Raw genomic sequence first — 26,376 nt, forward strand, 5'->3', positions numbered from 1 at the left:
CGGCATCGACAGGGCCGGAAAATAATCCGTCGACTGCGACACAGGCGACACACGCCGGCGAGAGCGCGAAGATTTATCGTGGCGCATAGGTCTTGGCTCCGTCCCAGTATTTGAGGCTACGTGGCTTCGCCGTCGCGCCAAAGCTCTGATACGCGACCGAGAACGCGAACATGTCTTTCGCGGTAATCAGATAGGAGCCGATGACCAGAAAGGGCACGGCGAGCATCACCGGCCACCATTTGAGGAACATGAAAACAACCGCGGGCAATACGAACGAGCCGAGGAACAGCTCAGCCAGGCAGCCCCATATCATCCAGGGTTGCACCATGCCTTTCGGGATTTCGTGAACTTCACGCATGGCCTCACCTCAGATCTGCGAGGAAGCGACCGACGCCGCATAGCGGACAATGGAAGGGACCGCGAAGAATACAAATGAGCAGATAACTGCGATCACGGCACCCTTCATCGGAATCCAACCCTTCGGCACCCCGAGCACACAGATGCCGAGAATCGCCATGAAGACATAGGGACCCGCGTCGACGAACAACCAGCTAACGAAATCGCGAACCAGGCCCGTACCAGTGCTGTAGTCCATCGCATAAGCGAATTCAGGGAAAACAGCTACGCACAGCAAAGCAACCAACAATGACATGCGCCGCGATGTGCTCGCTTCGACACTGCAGAAAACCGCCCGCGCGTCGCGAGTCTTCGCGCAAATGAAGGACAACAGCCGCTTCGCAACACTCTTACCCACAACGGCGTCTGCCATATCAAACCTCTTCAGTGATTCGTGGTTAGGCGGTGCCGCGCCGTCAACTCCTACCCTCGCGCGTCATCCAATGGAATGAAGATTACCCACCGCGTCACTTTACTATCCGTAACGAGCGTGTCAAGTCATGTTTTGCAAAATATTTCCCAAACCTTGCGTGTCAGGTCAGTTATGGATAAAGTCGGCAACCAAAGGAGGGGTATCTAGATATGCCTGATAACGACATTCAGACCGACTCAACGGCCATCGCCAGCCGCGTTCGCAATTTGATGGAGCGGCACGGCGTTACCAAACGCGCTCAGGCGAGCGAGCTAAGCCGGATACTTAATCTCAGCTTCTCGGCTGCAAGCCGCAAGATGAAAGGCCAATTGCCATGGGATCTGAAGCAACTCGGGGCAGTTGCTACGCACTTCGGCGAAACTCCGAGTGTTCTGGTGGAAAACAACGAAGATTTTGAAGACTCGATCACGGGTGAGGGGATGCTGATGGTGAGCCCGCGCCCGCTGCCCTGCTCCGTGCTAATTGGCGACGAGCTGAGTCGCGACCGATCAGCTGACCTGGTAGCGATCCAGTCGGGCGACACATGGAACGTATATCCAGCCGAAATTGCTCCGGCCGGACGAATATTCAATGTGCTGTCGGTCGAAATACGCCCCGACCTGCCGCACCTCGAGAAGCCGGCTATCGCGGTTCTCGACGACGATACCGATACGCAGGCGGCAGACAGCGTCTGCGACTATCTTAACGACCACGGTCTGAACGCCACACCGTTCTATGATCTGGCCAGCTTTCGCGAAAGCCTGAAGAGCAACGCGTTCGACGCTTTCATAATCGACTGGCTCATCAACGATGACACCGCCGAGGCCGCGATTGTCGATATCCGGAAGGCCGAGAATCCATCGACACCGATTTACCTGCTGACCGGGCAGTTGCAAAGTGGTAAGGCCCGTGTTGACGACATTGCCCGGGTGGTTAAGCAGTTTGGTTGCAAGTGGATCGAGAAACCGGTTCACATGCCCATATTGTTTTCGCAAATCTCTAACGAACTGAGCCGCTCATCGAGCTAATCGCAAAGGTGCAGCGCCCAGTTGCTCGCAGTCAACTTCTGATACGCGCGGTCGACTATCTCCAGATCGCCCGCTCGCCCACTTGCCTGGATTCCCTGAATTTCCGGAAGAGGAAGGTTTATAGCTTTGCACGACGGGTAGTCGCGCACGCGCAGCTCAGACGAGATCGTAGTGAAAAATGCCACTGTAGGCACGTCAAACCCAGCTGCGATGTGAACGGCGGCCGTGTCAGACGTCACAACAAAGCGGGCATTTTTCACCCATGCAATAAAGGCGGCCGTGTCCGTCGATAGGCTCTTGATGTCTGTGTAGTGCTGGTGGTCGACCTTGCCGAAGCCAAGTACGGGAACGTGAAACCTTTCCCAAAGACTATTTACAGCCTCGACTCGAAACGAATGCGGAATGCTACGCACAGGCGTGCTGGCTGTCGGACAGAGCAACGTATATTCCTTCGATGACCATTCCGCGCTCAACGCCGGCACAGCTACGCGCTGAAGCCAGTCATTCGACTTGTGGTCCCGGCCAACGTCAGCCGGTGCGATCCCGAGCGCCCACAGGAAAAAATCTATCATGGGCATCGTCGAGAAGTTCGGCCAGAACAGATGGTTACCCAGATCGATCCGGAGTTCATCGTCGGGCAGAGAATCGACATCGACGGGAAGATCCACAACACTCCCAAAGATCGGCGCCGCCAGTTCGTATAGCTGCCTGACGTACGCAGGGGCGCAACTCGGACGATAGATAACAAAGGAAATTTCCGGGTGCCGCCTCTTGATCGACGCCAGCGCCGTGAGTCCAATAATCGAGTCCCCCAGCGTGACGCCCATTCCGTTGATGACATGAACGCGCGTTAGACGCGAGTAGTCGACTTCAAACGGAGCCACATTCGCATTCTTGATTGCCTGCACAGCAGAAAGCGCGCTATAACCTTCTGCCGACACATCGGATACCTCAAGGTCATAGGAGGCAACAATCTCACGATCGCGCGAAAGCAGTGAACCTGCATTCGTAAGCGCCGATACCTCATCAAGGATAGTCATTGATCAATCACGTTCGGTTGAATTCAGTGCCGCTTGTTAGCTGCAAGCGCATCCAGTAGCGCCTGCTTTAATACCGAGTTTCGCACAGGCTTGTGCAGGTGTTGTGTGAAGAGTTCAGCCCCACTGTCTTTCAGCAGCTCGCTGGAAAACGCACTGATGCCGATGATAGGAACATCCCTATTCGGTCCCGGCGTCGCCCGTACCTTTCGAGCGACGGCGATCCCGTCTTCCCCTGGCATCTGCACATCCAGCAATACTGCGTCATACGTAGCCTCACTCAATGCAGCCAAAGCCTCGCCCGCGTCGGCAGCAACGTCCACATACGCGCCAAACGATGACAGCACATCCGCAAATGACTCCCTTGCAGATTCCTGGTCATCTACGATAAGTACCCTCTTCCGTTCGATGATCGCCGTAACTTGCATCTCTGTTCCATCGGCCTCTGTAGCAGCTGCGGCTGCTTTGACGGGCATCGACACTGTGACTTTCGTTCCCCGCCCCGGCTCAGTCTCGATGTTGATCGATCCGCCGAGCAGATCGACCAGCCCTTTGACGATCGCGAGGCCAATGCCTGCACCGTCGTGCTTCCTCGTATTGGATTGGTCTAGTTGCGTGAATGGCTGAAAGAGCTGACTAACAGATGCCGCAGGTATGCCGGGTCCGGTGTCTTCAATAGTGATGTCAAGGACGGCCCCACCCCTGGACGGCGTTACATCGAGACGCACAAGAATTCGACCGGCATCCGTATACCGGACCGCATTAGACAGCAGGTTTCCAACTATCTGCCTGATGCGATCGGGGTCCGACAGATACCAACCATCGCCGTTATTGACCAGCGCGACGACCTCCAACCCCTTGCTCCTGGCAGACGCCGTCACGTCGTCAATCATCGAGCCAATAACGTCGGCGGGTTGAAATTCCCGCTCCCTCAACGTGAGGCGTCCGGCGTCCAGTCGCGCGAAGTCGGTAAGATCTTTCATCTGTGTTTCTAGCCTACTTGCGGCCACCGCCAGCCTCTTGATCAACGTCGCGTCTCGTTCGGCAAATCGCCGATCCAGAAGCGTATCGGCCACACTAACGATACTTTGCAGGGGCGTCCGTAGTTCGTGCCCGATCATCCCGAGGAATGCATTTTTGGCGCGTACCGCGTCCTGCTCTGCCTTGATCGCCGCGCTCTGCTGACGCGTTAGCCGCTTACGATCGACGCCAAGCATCAGGGCAAGCACAGCCGTTCCCGCCAGGAGTATCAACAACAGCAGGCTGCTCAGGAAAAAAAGATGCCGTTTCCCGATCAAGTCTTCGTAGACTGTGTCGCGCCGGTCTATCTCGGCCTCGCTCACGTGATCTGTGATGACTGCCAGAGGCTCATCTATCTGCCCTAGGCGAAGCGACAGGTCCACGGCCCTGCGTGGATCTTGCGGCAGCTGTTCGACCGCAGGCTTCACCCTCTCGATCACGGCACCTATTTGCGCGATCGCATCTCGAAAGGAAGCATTGCCGTTAAAGATCTGGGTGGCATCGGACGGTGTGGCCAACACGGCGTATTTCGATTGCAATACCTCAAAGCGCAACTGCACCGACCGAAAATCCGATCTGCCAGCGCCGTAGAGGAGAAAGGCGTTCTTGGCCTTGTTTGCTGCGATTTCCAGTTGCGCAACTGGCCAGTAGTAATTCTCTTGAGGACCAGCCAGCGCCTTGAGACTCGCGGGTGACAGGAGCAGCGAATACGCGAAGTAAACCCATACCCCGGATACGCAAAGGAGGAGAGCAATCGCGACGCCCAGGACCCGTTTGACGCCAATAGCGCGAAGGAAGGTCATTCAACAACGATCTTATAAATTTGCCACACAAATCGAGCTTCGATCGACGCGCGGTTCAGTTCGTCCGGTTGCTCATCACGGGGATAAATTAGCATTAGTGGCCCGAAGCCCTTCGGCTCCAGTGGTTTGCCATCACGCTCGTAGGCCACAATCGCCCCGTACTGTTTCGCGTCAGAGATGGGAACATCGTGCTTGTAATCATCAAGCGCATAGATGTGTAGGACCTTACCTCGTGCGCCGACTTTCTCCAGAATGCTTTCCAGAGTTGGCCCGCGCCACACGCTCACGGGTGTCCAATTCGTGGAGGTCTTGATGCTCTTCGCACCGAGCGAGAGCAGGTCAGCGCGCGTAAAATGATATGTGTGTGTACCTGCTTCAGTTACATGCGTGATATTGCCCGTCACGTCAAGCGCCAACTGTGCGGTCTGTGCTTGTGCCTGACCGAGACAAGCAAGAACTAACAAGACCAACCCGATATGTCTCAAGATAGACTCCATGTATGTGCTGACCGTCAGAACGCGGGTATGTGCCGAGGCCTTCAATAGCAGCCAACCGCAACGCTTTCAACTTGGAGAAACCTAAGTAAAGCGGATCGACAACGTAGACTGCCTTGTGCGATCACCTTGCCGGCGCGCACCGACGCCAACACTTGCGGCGCACGCCCTCGCAAAGTCGCGCTAAGATCGGGCATACACTGCCCTGTCCCACGATCACAGCCACGATTAATTCGCTCGAACCCCAAAACATGACAAACGACAGCTCACCGATCCGTCAACGCCTAAACCGCCTCCACCAAGACCTCCTTGCATGCCAGGAAGCGATCAATTTAGCCCGTGCGAGCGGTACCACCGTTGAGACGGCTCAGTTTCTGCCCGAGGTTAACAGTCTTGCCAACCAAGCACATGCTTTGTGGCCGGAAGGCGAGGAACATCGCAGCCCCGACTTTGAGGATATTCTGCACATCAAGGCGGAAATCCACAATCTCGCAGCCGAATGTCGGCGTGTCCTATCCTCATAATGCTCGGCAGCATTCAGGGCGAGTCAGACCTGACTACTTCGCCCATCGTTCATCACATCCATCACACGGTAATGCACACTTGGTCATCCTTGAGCGAAATCTGGCCGAGCGTCGGATCACTGGTATGGACAGCGATGATGTTTGGTCCGGCCGGGAAAGTGCGATAGCCAAGCTCCGTGACGAAAGCCTCGATCGCAGCGCCGTCAGACTTGATGATTTCAATGATCATGACTGGATGATGGCTCGCGAGAACGGTCCGGCTGCCGCGCAATACATCCAGTTCCATTCCCTCGACGTCCAATTTCACCAGGTCCAGACGTCCAAGTCCTAGAGAGTCCAGGCTGACCATCGGAACCGTGGTGCCAGCAACGCTATCATAGGAGATCTGTTGCCCGATAAATTCATTGTCAGTCCGCCGGCGCAATTCCAGACTGCCAAAGCTGGCGGGCCTGAAATAGTCCGGCTGCGGCACAACCAGTTCACCACACTGCTCCCCAAGGGCGGCAAGCCTTACTCGCGCGTTCAGGCAGTTATTCAATGCGATATTTCCGGCTAGCGCGTAGTAGACGATTTCCTGTGCCTCGAACGCGAGGATGCGGCCCCAACCGTACATGTGCCGTGCCCACTCAATCGAATGCACACCAATGTTTGCACCGCCGTCAATCGCGACAACGCCGTCACCAAAATGCTTCCTGCGACAATCAAGTAGTGCTAACGCGAGGCGCACTTCAGGCTCATCAAAACTTGATCTGTTTAGTAGTTGATGCCCAACGCCATAGGCTCCATATGCGTCGTTGGTGTGATAGTCGTTGCGATTGACAATCATGCTTCCGTGGTTGGAAGATGCCAGAACAAAAGCGATGGGGCGTATCGGAAAAGACACCGTTTAAAGTCCTCAAAATAATTCCACGTCTGCGCGGCGCGGTGTAAACGGCCAGCATGCACGCATGGTACGAACCCATGAACCCGCAGGCAGCTTCAAGAGTCGTCGGTGTCATCCTGCAGGACCCTCTTGTAGTCCTGTCCGCCGTAGAAAATGCCAATCACCGAGACCTGCTCCGCGTCGACGTCGAAGGCTATCACTACCCTCTTGCGGTAATTCGTAACGCGCAGACCCTGGCGAATGTCATCCCGGCGATTGCCTCGATGCGGAAACGATCGCAACTCTTCGCAGTACGTAATTATTGCGCTGGTATAGCGTTCCGCGATCACCGGCGAGGCCGCAGCTGCAATGTAACGATAGAGCTCGAGCAGTTGCTCCTGCGCTTCCGGTGTAAAGGCGACGGTATAGGACATTAGGCTTTTTCGATGGCCTTGCGGTGTTCAGCGGCAAGCGACGCGCGCAGCTGGTCGACGCCGATGGCGCGGGACGGGTCAGCCTTTAGCGCATCATAGGCGGGCGCGACCTGCTCGCGCAGCCAGCTTTCCACTGCACGGTCACGCGCAAGCAGTGCCCGGAGTCCATCGCGGATCACTTCGCTCTCCGTCGCGTATTCTCCAGCCGCCACCTTGGACCTGACTGCCTCGGCCATTTCGTTGGGCAGCGTGATGCTGAATTGTTGGGTTGAGCGCACGGGAAGTCTCCCTTCTGAGTGTAGGATTTAATCCTACACTTTGCCTCCTACGCCTGCAAGGCGTCCGCATGCCGACAGGCACCTTCGCACCTTCACGGCGTCAGTGCGCACGAACACCGGCAACGGTTGCACGCAGCATGTTCTTCATCTGGGCAAGCCGTTCGCCTGCCGCCTCGGTGAGGATCCGCGGCATCGCGTGCGTGGGCTGAAGACGCGGTGCCGCCTGCTGGTCTTCTCTGCCCCGCTGCCGCTTGCTTTCGAATGCCGCCTCCCGCTCTGTCGTGGCCGGAACGAGGTGTCCGCTTTCGATCGCGGCAACGAAATTGACCTGCCAGTTTCCGGCGCTAACGCGTGGTGCGGCCTCCCCGCATTCGTGGACGGTGACCATGCTGGCGTCGCTGGCGACGCTGATCCGTCGCGAGGAATTACAGTCGAAGAATATCCCGCCGGCATTCTGCTGGACCACAGTGGCGACCCGGAGCGCTTCCTGGTCGACCTCGTGGCGTTGAGCCGTTGCCTGCCGTTTGTTGCGAGCCTGCCAAGCGAAATCGGCGGTCGAGCGCAGCAGCGCGCGCAGGTAGTTGATGGGGCGCTCGGCTTTGCGGAGGTGTTCCCAGGCGACGTCAACCACATCGGAAAGCAGCTTCTGGTGCTCGCGGGCTTCGCGCATGAGTTTGAAGATCAGGAATTCATGAAATCCCAGGCGGCGAAGGCGCTCGAGGTCGCTGGGGAGCTGGCCCGGTTGTCTCTTTTGAGAAGAAGCAGGGTAAAGATCTTTATATATAGCACCGTCTGCCACGCTGGCAGACGGCTGCTGCAAGGAAAGGACCTCGGGGGCGACTGCCTCATGGTGATCAGGTTCGGGGGCGCTGGCGATGGCCGGCGCGTCGACGAGACCGAGCAGCTGGGCAGTCTGTTCAGTGAGGTGGAGGTAGGCACGACCAAACAGGCCTGCCTCGCCATAGCGCCTCTGTGGAGGGCGGACGATCAGGCCGGCCTCTTCGAGATCATCGAGGCTACGATAGAACGTGCGCATGGATTGCATGGCGCGGCCAGTAAGCAGTTCGCGGCGCGCGTAAATTGCCGCGTAAGGGCGATGGGCGTCGACGGTGCGGGCGAGGGCCGAGAGCAGGGCGCGGGCACGGGCGGGGACGCCGTGCAGATGTGCGGCGCGATGCGCGGCGCGAAAGACGATCCACGGGAGATTGGTGGTGTCGCAGGTGAATTCGGCGAGGGCATCGGCATCAATTTTGATATCTGCCGGATTAGCCGGGTGAGGGCGAATGTCCCCCTCGCCGGCAACGAAGTGTTGCGCGATAGGCATGTCTACACGTCCATTTCGAAAAAATGGATGACACATGCTTGACTGCCAATCACGTTCCGCTACACTTCGAGGTGTTTGGTCCCTTGCCCGATTCCAGTCGGGGAAGTGCAGCAGATGGGTGCGCGACAGCAAGCCCAATATTCAAAAGCCTTCGGTTCCAGCCGAAGGCTTTTGTTTTTACTACGGTCAGAAGCTAAGCATTTCGGCTCCGGTTCTTCATTGGCACTTCATAAGTGCTTGTTTTTTCGATGGTTCCCAGAGGGAACCGGCTTTAATGCATCTCGCGACCGGCAGATCGCTAAATCCAAGCCATTGAATCAAAAGAAGTTCCCAATGGGAATGCACTCTACTCACGCTGCTTCAACTTCGACTCGATAAACGCCTGAATCTCCTTGGCCCACTGCCCGGCCTGATCAGCCTCATCGGTTAATTTCACACCAATCACGCCATTGCGAGCGGTGATCTCGCAAAAGCGCTTTTTCCCAACTTTCACTACCAGGGTCTCACGGGCGTTTGTGTCGGGAGCCTTCGGCCTTGCTGTGGCGAGCTTGACGGCATTCTCCTGAGTAAATGCCTCGTCCTCGACCAAACGCCGGATTGCTTGCGTGACTTCGGCTGCCTTGCCGGCGCTGGTCGCGGTTGCAAGCTTCGCCGCCGCATGGCTGCCAAGCCGCTCAGGTCGCTGCGCGAGAATTTCTTTGGCCTCGTCAGGCAGACCCTCGAAGGCAAAGATGCGGCTAACGTGCGATTTGGCGAGCCCTGCGGCTTCGGCTAAGTCCTGACGCGTCAACTCAGTGCCTTCCTGCAGCCGTTTGAAGTTCCAATACTTTTCGAAGTCCGAAAGCGACGGCGACAGCAGGTTGGAAAAGAATGCGACTCTCTCAACCAGCGATTGGTCGATATTAAGGATGTTCGCCTCAATTTCCTCTCGCCCAAGCTCTCGATAAATGGCGACTCTATTGTTGCCGGCGACAATGTCCCAGTCTCCGTCCGACCGCTCTTCGACACTGACTGGCGTTGAAAGTGGGTACTTTTCGAGATTCGCCTTTAGTTCGCTGTATTGCTCTGCAGTCAGCTTTCTGCGCCGCCCGGAGACCTCATGTAGGCGAGCTACAGGTAGTTTGGCCTTCGCCGCCCCCTGAAGCGCGGTCTTGAGGCGCTCGATTTCTTCTCGTTGTGCGGCAGCTGTTGCCTGCAAGTGCATCAGCTGCCCCGGGGCTGTCCTGGGGGCGCCGGGCTTTGTCGCGGTGGCGCGTGCCTGGTCAGCTTCCGTTAGCTGAATGTTCGCGGCTTTGGCTGCTTGATCCTTGATCCAAGACATTTCTAGGCTCCTCGTGTCCACATCGAGCTGACCTTGTCGTCTACACGATCAACCAGTTGGTCGACCGGCGAGCGAATGCGCCGAAGCGTCTCCGCGCCACCCTCGTAGCTCGCAAGATCATAGATCGTGGAAAAGCGCATGTTCGTGTTGCGTGCAAGATCGGTCTCGGGGATTTCAACAGGGATCACTCGGGAGCCATATATCTGCGAAATCCAGGCCTGCAAAACTTGCGCAGCCGCCTTTGGCGTGGAACGCGTGACGAGGACATCGACAAAATCGAACTCCTTAGTCCGCTCGTCGCCAAAAGCCTTCATCCCGTTAATTAGGTCGGCAAACAGGTGCCAGAACTGCACCATCGAGGCAAAGGAGAGCATGTCGGGCACGACAGGGACGATGACGCCGTCTGCGGCAAAGATCGCATTGATTGTCAGATAGCTAAGCGTCGGCGCGGTATCGATGATGATGTAGTCGTACTTGTCCTTCAGGCTTTCGAGGCCATCGTGAAGAACCTGTTCGAATCGCACCCCATGCTCGGTCGCAGACGCTCGGGCCGGGAGCATGAACTCAGCATTGAACAGCTCCGTGGACGACGGGATTAAATCAAGGTTTGGCCAATAGGTGGGAGTGGGGAGCGCCCGCATATCGAATGGCTGATCGCTAAGATAGGCCTCGACCAACGGCATGATTGTCTGGGAAGAATCAACCTCTGCATGGGGGTTGATGCCGTACAGTGTTGTTGCGCTTCCTTGAGGATCAAGGTCGATATGGAGCACGCGGCGCCCCCGCCGCATCGACAAACCCTGCGCAAGCAATGTCGAGGTCGTAGTTTTGGTGACGCCACCCTTGAAGTTGGCGACGGCCAGCACCTTGGCCGGGCCTTGACGCGGTGCAGGCTTGAGTTCAGCCTTGATCCATTCGATCGTCTCGGCGACGGAGAAAGAGCGCGGAGCGCCCGGTCGGGTCTGTCGTCCTTCTGGTAGTTCACCCTTTTTCAAAACGTAGGCCATTCGCTGCTTGTCGATCCCGCACATCTCCTGGACGCGTGCCGATGTAATGAGCGGCGCCTCCTTTCGGGGAAAGGGCTCAAGCATCTCGTCCCGGATCTTTTGAAGCATCACGTCCGACAGCTGCGCAAGGCGCATGAGGTCGTCCGCGGTGGTTTTCCCGGGGTGAGCGAGGGTTATGTCCATTTACGTTCCTACCGTTCACGATGATTGGACCGATTCGGCAAGACTGGACCGCCACGGTCGAATTGACACGGAGATTAGCCGTCGTAAACGGTAAACGCAAGTTAACTTTTTTGGGGATGTACCGTCTCAGAACCGCCTGGGCAGGCGGTTTCGCGCAAAAACCTAATAATCTGCGTGAAGTGAGGCAGGGTAGTTGACGGAATGAGACCGCCGCCGCGCTACGTCTCGATCCTGTTGGCGGGGTCGGCTTCCACCCTTTTTCGCGTACTTTTCCGCGTGCAAGAACGTCCCCGTACCAACAGATAGGCCGGGCGCGGGTGGTAGCTAGCGCGCCTCAGCGATTCGTCGTCGCCCCGGCGGTTGACCATCCGGGCATGGCGCGCCCCACGGGGCGTTGCCTGAGATGTGCACTGCGGCCGTCCCCTGCAGCCGATGTGCCGCGGGGAGGGCAGGGCGAGGGGCCGGATAACGGGAGCCGCAGCATGGCGTTACCAGCGGTGCGTTGTGACGCGGCGGCCGCCCGGTGCCGCTGGAACACCCGTTTGCACTGTCCGGGCCGGTTGCGGGACGATCGACCTCGAAAAAGGAGCCGTCTCCCGTCGGAGATCTTCCCGCAACGGCTGGCCGCCGGCACATCTCCGACCGGTGGCATTGCGTCACTGTCAGGCGCCGTTCACGGCATCCTTGAACGCCTTGCCTGCCGTGAATTTGACCGTCTTCGCGGCCGGGATTTGGATCTCCGCACCGGTTGCCGGATTGCGCCCGACCCGTGCGGCGCGCGCCCCCGTCGAAAACGAGCCGAATCCGATCAGCTGTACCGTTTTGCCCTTCGTCAGTTCGCCCGTGATCGCCGCGATCACCGCGTCGATCGTCTCGCCCGTGGCGACCTTGCTGTCGCCGGTCTTCGTGGCAACCGCATCCACCAGATCCTGCTTGTTCATTGCCGCTTCCTCGTTGTGGTTGTGATGTCGCCACCCTACCTGATCGGTGCGCCTTCGCGCAATCAGCGCCGGGCGAGCACGTCTCGCAGCAACAGGCACCTCGGATGGGTCACCTCTGCCCGGCGCGCAGTGTCTGATGAAGTCACACGTGGCTCGCCGGCCCCTGAAAAGATAGGGGGGACATCATCTCAATGCCGCTAACTCCTGTTAGCGGCATGGCGTTTAATGGGTAAAATAACGGGAAAGCGGCTTTCAGGGCGTTGTGATAAGGGTTTACCCTAGTTTTTTGCCGCGTGCGGGGATGCCGCGCGCCTGGAGGACAGCATGAATGACAGGATCGGGGCGCTCGCGGCCCAGCACCGGCGCATCGAGGCCAAAAAGGTCGCGCTGATCAAGCGAGCTCGCGCACTCGACGCTGAACTGAACAGGGCATTCGGCGGGGCCGATATCGCCGGTGTCAGTTCCAACGTCACACTGGAACAGATCGGCTACGACGAACACGCCTACGGATATCTCTGCTATCGGGATGGGGAACTGACCGTCGGCTACCGCACAACCGATGATGACCTGGCCGACGGGCATCATGGTGTGCCCGATGAGCAGCGATCGTATTCGGTGAGGCAACTGGCAAATTGCTCGCCGGAATGGCTGGAACGCCTGCTGGATGAAGCGCCGCTCGAGTCGTTGCTCGGCAATATCGCCGCCAGGCTGTGCGAACGCGAGGGACGACTCGATGGCTCGCTGTCGGCCTTGCAGACGATCCTGGCTGCCGAATCGGCGAAGCTCGACGGTCAGATGGTCGATCGCCTGGACAAGACAGGCGACGACACGTTGCAACGGCTTTTCGACGAAGCGGTCGACGTGGCCCATCTGGACACCGCCGACGGCCTGACCCGCAGCAGCCGCTTCCTCGAGGCAGTCTGCGCGACCATCCTGCGCGAGCGCGGACTTCCACTGCCGGATAACCAGTCGCTGGGTCCTCTCGTCAACGCCTGTATCGACGGCCTGGAACTGTCGGCGGAGAAGAAGGCACTGGACGACGTCAGGCAATTTATCGGAGGCGTGAAGTCGCTCTGTAACGGCGTCGGCTCCTTGCGGACCCACTTCGGTACGGCGCACGGCGCGTCGAGCCACCTGCCACCGCTCGATGCGTCCTGGGCGATGCTTGCGAAGAACGCGGCAGCGGCCGTCGCGATCTTCTTGCTCAGCCGGCACCGGGACGGCACCGATGCGACGCCTAGAGACGCGACTGTCGAGGACACGCCATGAAGAGCGGCTGGTTTGCGCCGCTCGCCGGCGACGAGGACGCCGCGGACCATGGGCGTCTGCGCGCGCTCACCGGTTCGTCGTTCGCGCCGGCCAGCACGGAGGCGCAGTCATGACGACAGCGCTCGCGAAAAGTATTGCGGTTGTGCTCGCGTTCGGAGGCCTCACTTCCGGACTTCTGGCGGCCTGGCTCTGGGAGAAATCGACGCGAGTACCGGTCGATCCGCTGGACGGCGATCCGACCGCGGTCGTGCCGGAGCTCGAGCAGCAGGCGTGGTGGGCCGCCCAGTTCCGCGCCAACCAGCAAATCGGCCGCCTGAACGTCCTTGCCGCGCGGTGGACCGCCGCAGCGGTCGTGCTCGGCACCTTATCGTCAATCGTGGGAGTGCTGTAGCGCCATGTCGAACCAGCCTCAGCAACTCACCCTGCCGCCGCCGCGCACCTATTCGCGCACCGAATTCGCGGCGTTGCGCGCGCGCGTGCAGGGCGTGCCCATCAGGAAAATCGCGCAACTGTATTTCGACAGCGACACCACCCCGTATCCCGACGAACCCGAGCAGCTCGAGCGGTTCCTGCGCACGATGCGCGACGATCTCGTGCAGTTGGCCATCCTCCACGGCTCGCCCGTGCTGGCCGACTACCTGCGCGCCTCGATCGCGAAGCACGGCAGTGCGCGGCTTGCGAGTGCCTCGCTGCAGATGGTCGAGCAGGCGTCGAGGCTCGCCGTCGCCGAGCCGCTGGCCGGTCACGCCGTCGGCCTGTGGTTCCGGCCGCCGATCGCGCGGCACCTGGCAGGCGAGGGCATCCACACGCTTGCCGAGCTGGTCGCTGTTGCGAACCGCCGCGGCGGCAGCTGGTGGCGTTCGGTGCCGCGCATCGGGCCCGGCCGTGCGCGGGTGATCGTCGCGTGGCTCCGGCGGCACGTCGATTCGATCGGCGTGACGGTTGCGGCCGACGTCGATGCCTCGGAGCCGCTCGTTGCACCGGGCAACACCGCGGTGATCGGACCGGCCAGCGGGCAGCTCGCGCCGCTCGAGCGCATGGCATTGCCACACGCGCTGTCCGGCGAGCGCGGCACCAACCGTGCGCCTGTCTTCCCGTACGTCCGGGCCCGCCACGACCTCGACGCGGTGCGGGCCTACCTGGCCGGCTACGCCGGACAGACGGCCACCCAGCGCGCGTATGTACGCGAGCTCGAGCGGCTGGTGCTGTGGGCAACAATGCAGCGCGGCGCGGCGCTGTCGTCATTGACGGTCGAAGACTGCGAGGCCTACAAGGCCTTTCTGACCGCGCCGGCGGCCGCCTTTACCGGTCCGCCGGTGTCGCGCACATCGGGCCGGTGGCGTCCGTTCGCGCCGGGCGGCCTGTCGGCGGAGAGTCAGCGGTACGCGGTACGCGCGATCCGGGCCGCGTTCGACTGGCTGGTCGACGTGCGCTATCTGGCCGGCAATCCGTGGCGGGCCGTGAAGGACCCGAGGACCGTCCGGCGCGCGCAGAAAATGAAGATCGATCGCGCCCTGCCGATCGACCTGTGGACGCGCGTGCGCGTGTTTCTGGCCGGGTGCAGCGACAGCCCTGGACCACAAGCGCAGCGTTGGCGCGCGGTACGCGCGCTCCTGCTGCTCATGGGCGATTCGGGCCTGCGTATCGCCGAGGCTGCGGCGACCCGGCGCCCGGAACTGGAGTGGTTGCCTGCCGACGGCGACGTGCCCCCGACGTGGTTGCTGCAGGTGATCGGCAAGGGCGACAGGGAGCGTTTCGTCCCAGTGAGCGATGAATGTATCGCCGCGCTGCATGCGCACTGGCGTGATCGCGGACTCGACTTCGCTGCGCCGGACGCGTGCGCACCGCTCGTCGCACCGCTCGTCATCCCGGCGACGAAGAAGGCCCGCAGGAAGTTCGGTCTGGATGCGGGCAAAGAGGATGTAACCGGAGTGCCGCTGCAGGAAGGCTATTCAGTGCGCGGCGCACGAGGACTCACCAGCTGGGCGATCCGCCAGATGCTCGAGCACCTGACGGATCTCAACGAGTCCGAGCGCCGGCAGCTCGCCCGCACGTCTCCGCATGCGCTGCGGCATACGTTCGGCACGCAGTCGGTGGCCGCCGACGTCCCGCTCGACGTCGTGCAGCGGATCCTGGGGCACGCGTCACTGCAGACGACCACGACCTACGTGACAGCCGAACGGCGCCGGATGCGCGCCGAGGTCGCGAAGTATCACGCGCGCCTGACCGGGTTGGGGCGTCAATAATCCGCAAGGCGGCGTTTCAATGGGTGACAGATTCAATGCGGTTTACGTTTTCGCGAGTCCGAAAGGTGAGGGACCATCAGCTCCCGGGCATGGCGGGTACCGGCCACTTATCAGGCCGATTGCGGCAGCTTCGAGTCGCCCGCGCTGCATTTTGACCTTCGGCCGCGCAAGCTCTTGACCCGTCGCCGACCCCGCACGATACAATCACACGCGGCGCGGGGCGGCCTGCGCCGACTGGCGAGACCTATGGACAGTTTGACCCCGCGCGAGCGTAGCGAGCGGATGGCACGCGTCAAGGCAAAGAACACCAAGCCGGAACTTGCGGTCAGAAGCCTCGTTCATCGCATGGGGTTCCGATACCGGCTGCACGGCAAGGGCTTGCCCGGGCGACCCGATCTGGTGTTTGCACGAAGGCGCAAAGCGATCTTCGTTCACGGATGCTTCTGGCATCGGCACCAGGGTTGCCGTCTTGCGCGTCTGCCGAAGACACGGCTGGACTTCTGGCTGCCGAAACTCGATGCGAACGCGGCGCGGGATCGGAAAGTCGAGCGGCAACTTGCCGAGCTCGGTTGGAAAATAATGGTCATCTGGGAATGTGAAGTGAAGGACCAGGCAGCGTTGATGTCGCGCATCAGGGCTTTCCTGGACGACACGGAGAACAACAATGAAAGCTGTTGAGCTTTACGCGGGTGCCGGCGGGCTCGCGATGGGAGTGAGCCTGGCGGGGTTCACGCCGCTGGCCGTTGTCGAATGGGACCGGTGGGCCTGCGACACGATTCGCGAGAATCAGCGGCGCGGTTTTCCGCTTGTCGCGGACTGGCCTCTGCATGAGGGCGATGTTCGTCATTTCGACTGGTCGGGTATCGAGGACGATATCGACCTCCTGGCGGGTGGGCCACCCTGCCAGCCGTTCTCGATGGGCGGCAAGCATCAGGCGCACGACGACACGCGCGACATGTTCCCGGCCACCGTCGACATCGTCCGCCGGTTGCGGCCGAAAGCATTCATCGTCGAAAACGTGAAGGGGCTGACCCGCTCCACGTTCGCGAACTACTACCAATACATCCTCCTGCAACTGGAGTTTCCGGAAGTACCCCGGCGACGCAACGAAGAGTGGTTTGATCACCTGCTTCGCCTGCAAGTCGAGCGAACGAGCGGCCGGCAAAAGGGAAGGAAGTTGACCTACAACGTGGTGCCCACGCTCGTGAACGCGGCGGACTACGGCGTGCCGCAGAAACGCGAGCGCGTTTTCATCGTGGGCTTTCGCTCCGACCTCGGCATCGACTGGAGCTTCCCCCGTCCAACGCACAGCTACGACCGGTTGCTTCGCGACCAGTGGGTCACCGGCGAGTATTGGGAGCGGCATGGCGTCCCGCGCCGCGGCCGCCCGACGATGCCGGCAACCTTGGAGTCGCGCGTGCGGCGCATCGCGGCCTCGCCGCTGTCCGCCGATCTGCCGTGGCGAACCGTGCGGGATGCCATCGCCGGGTTGCCGAGCCCGTTGTCGCGCACGGCGAGCCATTACTCGGATCACCGCTTCCAACCTGGCGCGCGGGTGTATCCCGGCCATACGGGCAGTCCGCTCGATCTGCCGGCCAAGACCTTGAAGGCGGGCGACCACGGGGTACCGGGCGGGGAAAACATGCTGGTCAACACGGACGGTTCGGTGAGGTATTTCTCGATCCGGGAGTCGGCGCGCGTGCAGACGTTCCCGGACGGATTCGTTTTTCATGGGTCCTGGACCGAGACCATGCGGCAGCTCGGAAACGCCGTGCCGGTCGCACTGGGGCACATGGTGGCGCGCAGTGTCGCGGAGCGTCTGGCGATAGTGCAGCTGGAACGGCTGGCGCGCGGACGGGAAAACGCGCGAGGAGCCGCATGACGGGATCGAACGGAAACATCATTCCCTTCAACCCGCTCGACAAGAAGAATCTTGGCGCGAGCGTCGCGGAGGCGATGCTCGAGCAAAAGCCGCAGCCACTGGGCGGGTTGAAGCAGTTTTTCGGCGTTGGCATCTACGCCATCTACTACACGGGTGATTTCGCGCCTTATGCGCCGCTGGCCGTGCGCAACCGCGACGGGCTGTTTCAGGCGCCGATTTATGTCGGCAAGGCCGTTCCGAAGGGGGCGCGCAAGGGGGGCGGGGTGGGGGAGGTGCGCAGTCGCGCTCTCTACGACCGGTTGCGCGAGCACGCCGAAAGTGTCGAACTGGCGTCCAACCTGGACATCAACGACTTTTATTGCCGCTTCCTGGTGGTGGACGATATCTGGATTCCACTGGGTGAGTCGTTGTTGATCGCGAAATTCGCCCCGCTGTGGAACGCGTCAATCGACGGATTTGGCAACCATGACCCGGGCAGTGGCAGATACAACGGGCTGCGCCCCCGCTGGGACGTTTTGCACCCGGGCCGCGCCTGGGCGGAAAAATGCAGGGCGCGGGAAGAAACGCAGGACCATATCATTCGCGACGTACACAATTACTTTTCGACGATCGCTTTTCCTGCGTCGCACCACGTACTGGGTCCGGACCAGCAACCGTAACCCGGTCGGGCCGCCTGATGGCGATTGTCGACGACGCCGGCGCATGCGCGCTGGCGTATCTGAGTTTCAAGGCGGACGGATTCCGCTCAATGGGCACGGCAAAGTCGGCCGCACCGGATTTTGCCCGATGTGAACTCGCGCGCATGAGCGCGATGATCGCGGACTTGGTGAGCCACAGGAAGATTGTCGGTGTGTGACGGCGACAGCGAAAAACGATACTCCAAGAATACGAAATCTGTGGCGACGATCTCTTCACGTTCAGGACCGTTGAGTATTACGCCTTTCCGAACCCCGGCCCCGGCGAATGTGACTGGAAGCTAGAATTGACGTGGATCATCAAAAAGTCGATGCTCAAACGGTCGCGTGACGGCAATGGCAGGTTACAGGTCGAGCAGCAGACGCAGACCGTCTCCCGAGGTAACGCCGATACGGCGTCCGATGCACAACGGGGTATAACCAAGAGGTGTCGCCAAAGATGACTCGCTCTTTCGGGCTGGTTGACTACAAGGTTCAAGAAGCAGAGTACTTCCTTCTGGAACTGAGGCGCGTTGGCAAACGCGCCGATTTTAGCGCAGTTCAATTCTGTACCTCTGCCTTCGTATCTGTCGCACGCAGCGTGACCTTCGCGATGCAGTCATCACTAAAAGGTCATCCTGAATTTGAGGCATGGTATACACCACGGCAGGAGAAACTGCGCAACGATCCACGTAGACCGTATTAAAAGTGTCGCCGGCTTGCGGCGAGTGGCGATCGGTTGAGGTCCGCGTCGGGCCGACTTCGGCCGATGCTGTTGAAAAAGTCGGCGACGGTCTACATCGCGAGGTTTTCATGGGTCGCTTTACCCTTAACCGCGGCCCGCGGACGGCTTGTAGGCTGAACTGATAGGTCAATTTCGTGGCCGGTGGTGGGCCGACCAACTGCCGCGACTTTTTCAACAGCATCGATACGCGTTCGGTCATTGACCGCTACGGTGCCGCTGCACTCCGTGTCTTGGCGAACGGTAGATCAAACAGAAAGCGAAAGTCGTCGCGCCGCAATCGGGGGCGGGTCTCTGCTGTCGGCACTAAGGAATGTGTCAAAATCCGACTAAAAATAGCCGCGAGCGCCAATCATGCCGGAAATGCACCTTTTCATCGACACCAACGCATATTTGCAGTTCTATCGCCACACAAAAGATGACGCCGAGGTCCTAAACACCCTAAGCGAACACGTCGAGCGCGGTGGCATCGTCGTGCATTTGCCCATGCACGTTTTGGACGAATGCAATCGTAATCGAGAGCGAGAGCTACATAACTCGACCGATGCATTCAGGAAAGCCCCTCTTCCGGGAGCTTATCCGAGGCATATGCATGGGTTAGCGTTGGCAGCTGAATACGACGAAGCTTTGGAACGGCTCTCCCAAGTTCGAAATCGCTTGGCGGCGGAAGCGACCATCAAATCGCGTACGTTTGAGCTTGTCGTTGACCAGCGGCTAGGCAAGCTCACCGAGATAGCGTCGAAATATCCGGACGATGATGACGTGTTCGAGCGCGCTATCCGAAGAGCGCAGAAGGGAAATCCGCCAGGAAAGAAAGAAAGCATCGGCGATCAATACAATTGGGAAATGCTGCTGAAGAAGGTCCCGGACGTGGACCTATATGTGGTATCGAAGGATGGTGACTACGCGTCGCCCCTCGGGGGCACCGACGCAAACGGCGCGATCTATCCAAACGTGTTTTTAAGTAACGAATGGAAGACGGCTCGAAATGGCAAAAACCTATACCTTTTTTCGAGCATTAAGGACGTTCTAAAGCACTTCGAGAAGACATTCGCAAACGAGGCACTTCCCCGTGTCGAAGCTGTCGAGAGCCAGTTGCAGCCGGCACAACCAGTAATTGCAGAGGCGCCACAAGCACAACCCGTAGCAGCAGAACCCGTGCGTGTACGACGCACTCACGAGGGCGCTGAGATTCACGACGCAGAGACAATTTCAGCAATCGACAACGCGGTCGACGCGCTGGTGAATAGCTCGAGCTTTTACGAAACGCATCAAGCTATCGGCGCGCTTGGCACCATGCTTCATCTGCTAGGAATAGAGGACGCCGAGAAACTGGTCAACGCGGCAATCGATAACAATCAGATCGGCTGGATCGTTAGCGACCCCGATGTGCGCGATTTCTACCAAAATCTCGTCAACATCTTCTTGTTGGAATTAGACGGCGGCCTGCTCGATGCGCTCTTGGAAAAGATGGGTTTGCTCGATGAGTCAGGTCCTGACACAGACGAAGAACCGCTTCGGTAGCTCGCGCGCCCGACAGGTTGTCGCATCGGTTGATGGGAATGCGACTCTCTTGAATTGACCTGCGATCACTTATATTGAATTGGCGCCAGCGAAAAGTCGCAGGTGCTGTTCTTAGCCAAGGGATCGCGGAGGGCTTCAATCTGACGGCGCATCCGAGTGATCAGGCGGCTACGGCCTCCATTCGACGTTCATGATGGCCATGAACAAACCCGTCGATCGTATTAATTCCATCGACCGCACTTCGGCCCGTTGCGGATGGTCGCGGAGAGAGGACGGAGGTCGATTAGCGCTGCGGCTTGGACAATGCAATCCCGGTCGAATAAATATTCAAAACGCATCATGTGCGATCGACTACTTCGTGTGAACAAGGCACTCCAACACCTTGATGGATTCGTTCCGGTTGATGGTGTAATCTTGGCCGACCGCATAAAAACTCGGTGCAAAAATGGCTGCTCACGATCCCCTGCGGTTTACTACCGGCCTGGGCGCAAAGCTGGCGACACGTTCTCGCCACGTATGCACATTTTTCGGTGCAGGCACTTCAAAGGCTTGTGGTTTGCCCGATATCGCTCAACTGCAGGAGAGAGTGCTCGCACGCCTTGACGCTGGCCAGCGTACATCGCTAGCCCGTCAGCTTGAAGGTCGAAATCTGGAGCAGGGCTTGAGTCGTCTTCGACGTATAGCAGCACTGCTTGTCGAGAATCAGATACTCGACGGCCTAACTGCGCAGGCCGCAGTGGACCTGGATCAAGCCATCTGTCGAGCCGTCATCGCCGAGGTCGACATTCGCGCTGCGGACTTCTCACCGAGTCGGCATTTCGCAGCGTGGCTTGCGCGTACAAATTATCATGCCCCCGTCGAAGTGTTCACGGTCAACTATGACCTCCTGTTCGAAACATCGCTAGAGGAAATGCGAGTCCCGTATTTTGACGGATTTATTGGGAACTTGCGTGCTCGCTTTCAGACCGAGCTCGTTGAGGCGCGACCGGGAGCCGACAGCGACGGTGTCCCAGCGTTTTTTGCCCGCCTGTGGAAGTTGCATGGATCCGTCAATTGGGCATGGGAAAGCTCCAACCAGGTCGTTCGCATAGGACAGCCTGTCAGTGAGGGGATGGCTGCAGCAATCTATCCATCCGATACAAAATATGAGGAATCCAGGCGAGTTCCCTTTCTAGTGCTTCAAGACCGTATGCGCCGGGCGTTGCATCAACCAGAAACCCTAGTGATCGTGGCTGGATATTCGTTTGGTGATGCTCACCTCAACGAACTTCTTTTCGACGCAGCCATGCGACGCGAACGCACAGAAATCGTCGTTTTTTGCTATTCAACCATACCCGACATACTCGCTGAGCGAGCGCTTCTCACGCCGAATATCCAGGTTCTAGGTGACCGGGAAGCCATCATTGGCGGAGTAAGAGCCGATTGGGTGCCGCCTGAAGATGAGGTTGCCGGCATATTTGAGGGTGGTCGTTTTTTGCTCGGCGACTTCCAGAAGCTCGCCGAATACCTCGCGAAGAGTACAACTCGGGAGTCCGATAACGGTTTGCGACTGCGACAATTGTTGGGAGCTGTGGTGGACAATCGTGACGTCGAAGCTGGAGACTGAGCATGCCAGAGCAAGACCCGACATGTATTGGCAAGGTCCGCCAGGTCCTCGGCGCGACTGTCACCGTTGCCTTGAATTCTGACCTTGCCGGAGTGGCGCCGATCTATAGAGGTCAGTTGCAACCTATCGGGCAAATCGGATCACTGGTGAGAATTCCTCAAGGTCTTATCGACCTTGTTGCTACCGTGACGCTTGTCGGCATAGCGGAACTTGCTGGGAGTATCGTACCTTCTGACGCAATTCAGCGTGACGAACGCTGGCTGCAAGTTCAGTTGCTCGGCGAGATCGACCGAGCAGCCGGTCGCTTTCAGCGAGGCGTTGGTGCATTTCCTGGACTCGATGATCCGGTCCATTTCGCTACTCCCGAAGAGCTAGCTGCCATCTTTCCTCACGCGGACGAGCAACATTTGCGGTTGGGGCGTCTAGCAGCGGCGGAAGACGTACCTGTTTGCCTAAACGCATCGAAGCTGGTCGTTCGACATGCGGCGGTGGTCGGCTCAACGGGATCGGGAAAGACGAGCGTCGTGGCGTCTTTATTGCAAAGCTTCGTACGTGGTGGCTGGAACGCAGCCAACATTGTCGTCGTGGACCCGCATGGCGAGTATGCTCGCGCCCTCGCTGACAGTGCGGCAGTTCGCAGTGTGCTAGCAGACGATGTGAACCGACTCCGCGTGCCCTACTGGGCACTGCCTGCGAGCGACATTGTGCGAATTTTTGCAGGGGCTCCAGGCGGCGCAACGTTCACCAATCGGTTTAACGATCTGGTTGCGCAAGCTCGCCGGGAATTCGTCGAAGCAGCAAACTGGCTGACTCTTGATCCTAGTGCCGTTACTGCCGATACGCCAGTCCCGTTCGATATCCGTCCAATCTGGCACAAACTGGACTCCGAGAATCGCGAGACTCGAAGAACCAAGGCCGATCCTGCATCGGCCTGCGAGATTGATTCGGGGGATGCGACTACGTTGCGACCGGCCCGATTTGAGGCGTATGGGCCTGGTGGTCAACCACCTCACCAAGCACCGACCTACGGGGTGTATGGGGCGACGCCAGAATTGCTCCGCCTGGGATTACTCGATCCACGCCTTCGTTTTTTTCAAGAACCGATGGGTAATCCTGCTGGCCCGGATCCACTCGTGGAGGTGATGCAGGATTGGTTGGGTGGAGATCGCCCGATTTCGGTATTGGATTTTAGCGGGGTCCCTGCTATGGCGGCTGATCTTGCTATCGGAGTCGTTCTCAACATGCTGTTTGAGGTCGCACTGCGAAGTGAGCCTGATGGTCCCGGCATTGGGCGCCCAAGTCCCGTTCTAGTTGTGCTTGAAGAGGCTCATCGATATCTGGGAGCGTCGGCAAATTCGGTTACTCGCGACTCAGCCAACCGTATCGCCCGTGAGGGACGCAAATACGGGGTTGGCCTGCTATTGGTGACGCAACGCCCGACTGAGCTTCCCGAAACCGCGCTAGCGCAGTGCGGGACGTTAATCGCCCTTCGCCTTACGAACGCAGGTGACCAGGGTGCCATTCGCGCTGCGTTACCCGACACTGTAGCGGGCCTGGCCGCAGTGTTACCTTCGTTGCGCACGGGTGAGGCCATAGTCAGCGGGGAGGCACTTGTGCTGCCCGTTCGTGCGATGCTAGATAAGCCGAATCCGATGCCGCTTGCGGAGGATCCGTCGCTTGATGCCTGGCGTCAAGCCCCGCATCTGCCGAACATCAGTGAACCACTAGCCGCGTGGCGCGGCACTTATGAGGCTGAAAATGACTGACTGGATCCCTGTTTACGGTTCGACTCGAATAGTGGCGGAGAAATACGACCCTGAAACAGAAACAATCTATGTGAGGTTTCCAGAGGGTGTCGAATGGTGGTATTCAGCGTGCCCTCCGCACGTATGGGAAGCGTTCACCGCGCCGGGGCAGTCGAGAGGTCAATATATCCATCGAGTACTCGACTACAAACCGAATGGCAGATATGCGGGTTAATGGCTTGGTGCCAGATTGCCAACACACCCCATGCAATTAGCTTGAGGCAATTGCCGCTCCGCTTCGAATACTTCGTGAAGAGGAGCCCTTGCGAGCTGGGCGTCATACAGCGCCAGGGGTGTGGTCTCTACGCCTTGGCGTCTTCACCTGTCGTAGCATCGGCCGCGAAAAACCCGTCTGGCACCTTTGGCAAAGCGCGAAGATCGGACGCCTTAAACTGCAACTCCTTGGGTATCATTTCTTTAACATTCGGTCGACGTCGAAAGCCGGTAAAAAGCGAATAGTCCAAGATGAATGCCTCGAACCGTTCCCCGGCTTTGCGCGGCGTGATCGACTGATGTATCAAATGCACCATGCGCAGGTCACTGAGTACCTGAACGATAAGTCGCTCTTGCGAATCGTCGCTGCGAACAAGAAACGCATTGATCTTGTTGTCGTCTAGACAAAGATTCTCTAGTCTTGACAACATAAGCCGCAGCGTCCCGGCTTCGTTGCGCGCGTCCCTTTGCAAGTCGTCCATCTTTTGCTGCCCAAATTCGCCGATCGCCACATTAACATCCGATAGAGTAACCGTCGCATGGCGATTGCGGTTCGCGTGCTCCAACGAACGCCCAAACATTTGAAGAAAGTCGCGTGGCACACCAGCGTTAGCCCATGCCAATCGTCGAAATGCGGCGTCCGGTATCACCGAATTGCCGAGGTTATAGCCAACGGCCTTCAGGAATCCTTCGAGGATCGCACGCAGGTGTGCCTCTGCGGCCTCAGGATTTTCCAGCGTCAGATCCAACGACACGTATTGTGCGTCGCCAGGAACTTGCAGCCCCTTCCTTGTGCTTGGGGAATAGACGTTCAACAGTGAACTCAGGCCAGCAACCTTTAACCATCCATTCGCGCCCTTCAGCGCCGCGTTCAGCGTGTGGAGCAGGACAGGCTGGCATTCATGTTCGACTAGGTGGAAATCGTCAAGAAAAAGAAAGGCGTTACTTTTCACCGTTTTCGTCAGTTGCGCAAGCGCGCGCTTAATGGCAACCGGCGCACGATCTAACGATGTTGCCCCCGAAGCAATATCGGCCGCAATCGACATCAGCGGCTGAGCGTCGACTGCCGCGTGTGCTCGGAACCCGACCTCTTGCGCTGCGGACGCCAGCGAAGTGCACATGTCGTAAAGCACCTCGCGGATTAAGTCATCGCCCGTTAACGTCGAGTAGGTCTGCATGTCGAGAACGGAAACGATAGATAGTGTCTCAGACAGAAGCTCTGTAGCTCTTCTGATCAACGTCGACTTGCCTACGCCACGTCGGCCCCGGACGATGTGGGACGCGGGTTGGGCCAATTGGTGATCTTCCCGCCTTTGAAAGGGTACGTATGGGACGGAGTATCCGCCGATGGATGTACCCTGTGATACCTCTCGCGTGGAACGCGTTAGCAAAGTCAGTAATGCACTGGCTTCAATGGATGCCGGAAAGCTTTTCGCCTTTGTAGGGGCGAGCGCTATTGCTCCTTTAAAGGGATTGTTATCGGACAGGCGTTTTTGGCTTTCGTAGAGCGCATAGCTGTATAACGGCGCTTCACGTCCTACGGCGAACTTCAGAAACTCGCGGTTCCCCACCAATATCCGGCTGTTCGGGACGCCGGTAACCCCGATTTCTCGCTCAAATGCGGCGATTGCCTCCTCGGCGCTTCGATCGTCGTTTATTTCAGTGGTCATAATGTCATACCGCATTTGGCGTTCAGATAATTTCGTGCTGCTTGAATAAATGCTTCAGCTTCCGTTACCGCCTCATCGGGTTTCAGGGTATGTTCCGACGCCGTGGTGTCCCAATTGTCATAATCCGCCCGTAACCTGTGCTCGTACAGCTTGCTTACTCGACTCGCCCACGCTCCGACATCGGGGAAATCACCCGGCAGATCAGATGACGCCTTGCTATGGTCGTCGCCCTTGAGGCTCACGAAGCCCTGAACCATGTATCGGACGCCCTTTGAAGCATTGTAAGCAGCGTAATAGGCCCGCGAAAAGCAAGCCCTATGGCATCCGGCTGCGAGAATCTTCTTGGCCTCAACCAAGTGCTCTTCACCGAGGCGAAACCAGGCGGTGCAGACGTGCTGAGCGTAGCTTGCGAGGTCAGGAGTCGGCCAACCGAGCATTGTTAGCTTCCGCGCGAGTTCCAAGTGGTTGGCGGAGAGCTTCAAAAATTCCAGCTCGTGAACCGGCAGCGTCTTTTTCACCATGTTTCTCAATACCGGCCGTTTTTGTGGTCGGCAGATTGTACATCGGCACTGAGAGGAGCCCGCTGTTAGCGGCGGTGTAAAAGCGCCATAAGATGGCGGCGCAAAGTTGAGTAGGAGCGTCAACAACAGGGGCGGTTATGGGCGGCTGTTGTTGGGTGAT

At 58.8% G+C, this 26,376-nt stretch carries 27 protein-coding genes; 13 read left to right on the forward strand and 14 right to left on the reverse strand.

Features of this window, described 5'->3' with window-relative positions; translation table 11 throughout:
* Positions 1 to 73: 73 nt before the first annotated feature.
* Positions 74 to 358: a VirB3 family type IV secretion system protein gene (locus HF916_RS49365; protein ID WP_168795951.1), complete on the reverse strand. Its 285-nt coding sequence runs from the start codon at positions 356 to 358 to the stop codon at positions 74 to 76.
* Positions 359 to 367: 9 nt separating this feature from the next.
* Positions 368 to 652 (reverse strand): mating pair formation protein, encoded by a 285-nt coding sequence (locus tag HF916_RS49370; protein ID WP_206002079.1) that lies wholly within the window; start codon positions 650 to 652, stop codon positions 368 to 370.
* A 326-nt stretch (positions 653 to 978) separates the two neighbouring features.
* Here HF916_RS49370 and HF916_RS49375 point away from each other — a divergent pair, with 326 nt between their 5' ends.
* The gene (locus tag HF916_RS49375) at positions 979 to 1,836 is read left to right on the forward strand and encodes a helix-turn-helix domain-containing protein (protein ID WP_168795952.1); all 858 of its coding nucleotides are present in this window, start codon (positions 979 to 981) and stop codon (positions 1,834 to 1,836) included.
* On the opposite strand, the gene HF916_RS49380 is transcribed toward HF916_RS49375, so the two are convergent.
* Genes HF916_RS49380 through HF916_RS49390 form a run of 3 tightly spaced genes read right to left on the reverse strand, consistent with a single transcriptional unit; the run spans position 1,833 to position 5,181 of the window.
* Positions 1,833 to 2,876: a glycosyltransferase family 9 protein gene (locus HF916_RS49380; RefSeq protein WP_168795953.1), complete on the reverse strand. Its 1,044-nt coding sequence runs from the start codon at positions 2,874 to 2,876 to the stop codon at positions 1,833 to 1,835. The two genes, HF916_RS49375 and HF916_RS49380, sit on opposite strands and share 4 nt — an antisense overlap.
* 23 nt (positions 2,877 to 2,899) lie before the next feature.
* Complete coding sequence (locus HF916_RS49385) at positions 2,900 to 4,696, reverse strand: ATP-binding response regulator (RefSeq protein ID WP_168795954.1); 1,797 nt, start codon at positions 4,694 to 4,696, stop codon at positions 2,900 to 2,902.
* The gene (locus tag HF916_RS49390; RefSeq protein ID WP_240975894.1) at positions 4,693 to 5,181 is read right to left on the reverse strand and encodes a molybdopterin-dependent oxidoreductase; all 489 of its coding nucleotides are present in this window, start codon (positions 5,179 to 5,181) and stop codon (positions 4,693 to 4,695) included. Before HF916_RS49390 ends, HF916_RS49385 begins: the two co-directional genes overlap by 4 nt.
* 260 nt (positions 5,182 to 5,441) lie before the next feature.
* Here HF916_RS49390 and HF916_RS49395 point away from each other — a divergent pair, with 260 nt between their 5' ends.
* Positions 5,442 to 5,714, forward strand: a complete 273-nt coding sequence (locus HF916_RS49395; RefSeq protein ID WP_168795956.1) for a hypothetical protein — start codon at positions 5,442 to 5,444, stop codon at positions 5,712 to 5,714.
* Positions 5,715 to 5,775: 61 nt separating this feature from the next.
* On the opposite strand, the gene HF916_RS49400 is transcribed toward HF916_RS49395, so the two are convergent.
* The 7 genes from HF916_RS49400 to HF916_RS49430 all read right to left on the reverse strand — a co-directional run bounded on the left by HF916_RS49400 (position 5,776) and on the right by HF916_RS49430 (position 12,163).
* A complete protein-coding gene (locus HF916_RS49400; RefSeq protein ID WP_168795957.1) occupies positions 5,776 to 6,597 on the reverse strand; it encodes an FkbM family methyltransferase in 822 nt (273 codons plus the stop codon).
* Positions 6,598 to 6,692: 95 nt separating this feature from the next.
* Positions 6,693 to 7,010, reverse strand: coding sequence for a type II toxin-antitoxin system RelE/ParE family toxin (locus HF916_RS49405; RefSeq protein ID WP_168795958.1), 318 nt, complete (start codon positions 7,008 to 7,010; stop codon positions 6,693 to 6,695).
* On the reverse strand, positions 7,010 to 7,288 hold the full coding sequence (locus tag HF916_RS49410) for a ribbon-helix-helix domain-containing protein (protein WP_007182877.1): 279 nt from the start codon (positions 7,286 to 7,288) through the stop codon (positions 7,010 to 7,012). Before HF916_RS49410 ends, HF916_RS49405 begins: the two co-directional genes overlap by 1 nt.
* Before the next feature lie 100 nt (positions 7,289 to 7,388).
* The gene (locus HF916_RS49415) at positions 7,389 to 8,612 is read right to left on the reverse strand and encodes a Replication protein O (RefSeq protein ID WP_168795959.1); all 1,224 of its coding nucleotides are present in this window, start codon (positions 8,610 to 8,612) and stop codon (positions 7,389 to 7,391) included.
* Positions 8,613 to 8,958: 346 nt separating this feature from the next.
* Positions 8,959 to 9,933 (reverse strand): ParB/RepB/Spo0J family partition protein, encoded by a 975-nt coding sequence (locus HF916_RS49420; RefSeq protein WP_168795960.1) that lies wholly within the window; start codon positions 9,931 to 9,933, stop codon positions 8,959 to 8,961.
* A 2-nt stretch (positions 9,934 to 9,935) separates the two neighbouring features.
* Positions 9,936 to 11,123 (reverse strand): ParA family protein, encoded by a 1,188-nt coding sequence (locus tag HF916_RS49425; protein ID WP_168795961.1) that lies wholly within the window; start codon positions 11,121 to 11,123, stop codon positions 9,936 to 9,938.
* A gap of 662 nt (positions 11,124 to 11,785) precedes the next feature.
* Positions 11,786 to 12,163, reverse strand: a complete 378-nt coding sequence (locus HF916_RS49430; RefSeq protein WP_346777750.1) for an HU family DNA-binding protein — start codon at positions 12,161 to 12,163, stop codon at positions 11,786 to 11,788.
* A 225-nt stretch (positions 12,164 to 12,388) separates the two neighbouring features.
* Between HF916_RS49430 and HF916_RS49435 the strand changes: the two genes are divergently transcribed.
* From HF916_RS49435 to HF916_RS49485, 11 genes are all read left to right on the forward strand, one after another.
* Positions 12,389 to 13,333, forward strand: coding sequence for an abortive infection family protein (locus HF916_RS49435; protein ID WP_168795963.1), 945 nt, complete (start codon positions 12,389 to 12,391; stop codon positions 13,331 to 13,333).
* Positions 13,334 to 13,442: 109 nt separating this feature from the next.
* The gene (locus HF916_RS49440; RefSeq protein WP_168795964.1) at positions 13,443 to 13,724 is read left to right on the forward strand and encodes a hypothetical protein; all 282 of its coding nucleotides are present in this window, start codon (positions 13,443 to 13,445) and stop codon (positions 13,722 to 13,724) included.
* A gap of 4 nt (positions 13,725 to 13,728) precedes the next feature.
* Positions 13,729 to 15,579 carry a site-specific integrase gene (locus HF916_RS49445; protein ID WP_168795965.1) on the forward strand — a complete coding sequence of 617 codons (1,851 nt, stop codon included), beginning with the start codon at positions 13,729 to 13,731 and terminating at the stop codon, positions 15,577 to 15,579.
* 246 nt (positions 15,580 to 15,825) lie between these two features.
* Positions 15,826 to 16,257, forward strand: a complete 432-nt coding sequence (locus HF916_RS49450) for a very short patch repair endonuclease (RefSeq protein ID WP_168795966.1) — start codon at positions 15,826 to 15,828, stop codon at positions 16,255 to 16,257.
* On the forward strand, positions 16,244 to 17,461 hold the full coding sequence (locus tag HF916_RS49455) for a DNA cytosine methyltransferase (RefSeq protein WP_168795967.1): 1,218 nt from the start codon (positions 16,244 to 16,246) through the stop codon (positions 17,459 to 17,461). Before HF916_RS49450 ends, HF916_RS49455 begins: the two co-directional genes overlap by 14 nt.
* Entirely contained in the window at positions 17,458 to 18,120 is a 663-nt protein-coding gene (locus HF916_RS49460) for an Eco29kI family restriction endonuclease (protein ID WP_168795968.1), read from the forward strand. The genes HF916_RS49455 and HF916_RS49460 overlap by 4 nt, the downstream gene beginning before the upstream one ends.
* 17 nt (positions 18,121 to 18,137) lie before the next feature.
* The gene (locus HF916_RS49465; protein WP_168795969.1) at positions 18,138 to 18,317 is read left to right on the forward strand and encodes a hypothetical protein; all 180 of its coding nucleotides are present in this window, start codon (positions 18,138 to 18,140) and stop codon (positions 18,315 to 18,317) included.
* Positions 18,318 to 19,231: 914 nt separating this feature from the next.
* A complete protein-coding gene (locus HF916_RS49470) occupies positions 19,232 to 20,401 on the forward strand; it encodes a PIN domain-containing protein (RefSeq protein ID WP_168795970.1) in 1,170 nt (389 codons plus the stop codon).
* 445 nt (positions 20,402 to 20,846) lie between these two features.
* Entirely contained in the window at positions 20,847 to 22,007 is a 1,161-nt protein-coding gene (locus HF916_RS49475) for an SIR2 family protein (protein WP_168795971.1), read from the forward strand.
* A 2-nt stretch (positions 22,008 to 22,009) separates the two neighbouring features.
* Positions 22,010 to 23,773 (forward strand): ATP-binding protein, encoded by a 1,764-nt coding sequence (locus HF916_RS49480; RefSeq protein ID WP_240975895.1) that lies wholly within the window; start codon positions 22,010 to 22,012, stop codon positions 23,771 to 23,773.
* Positions 23,766 to 23,987 (forward strand): KTSC domain-containing protein, encoded by a 222-nt coding sequence (locus HF916_RS49485; protein ID WP_168795972.1) that lies wholly within the window; start codon positions 23,766 to 23,768, stop codon positions 23,985 to 23,987. The genes HF916_RS49480 and HF916_RS49485 overlap by 8 nt, the downstream gene beginning before the upstream one ends.
* A 127-nt stretch (positions 23,988 to 24,114) precedes the next feature.
* Here HF916_RS49485 and HF916_RS49490 read toward each other — a convergent pair whose 3' ends face one another.
* Both HF916_RS49490 and HF916_RS49495 read right to left on the reverse strand, forming a co-directional pair.
* Positions 24,115 to 25,710 (reverse strand): ATP-binding protein, encoded by a 1,596-nt coding sequence (locus HF916_RS49490; protein ID WP_168795973.1) that lies wholly within the window; start codon positions 25,708 to 25,710, stop codon positions 24,115 to 24,117.
* On the reverse strand, positions 25,692 to 26,213 hold the full coding sequence (locus tag HF916_RS49495) for a HEPN domain-containing protein (protein WP_168795974.1): 522 nt from the start codon (positions 26,211 to 26,213) through the stop codon (positions 25,692 to 25,694). The genes HF916_RS49490 and HF916_RS49495 overlap by 19 nt, the downstream gene beginning before the upstream one ends.
* Positions 26,214 to 26,376 lie beyond the last annotated feature (163 nt).

The organism is Paraburkholderia aromaticivorans (assembly GCF_012689525.1).
GTDB classification, from domain to species: Bacteria; Pseudomonadota; Gammaproteobacteria; order Burkholderiales; family Burkholderiaceae; genus Paraburkholderia; species Paraburkholderia aromaticivorans_A.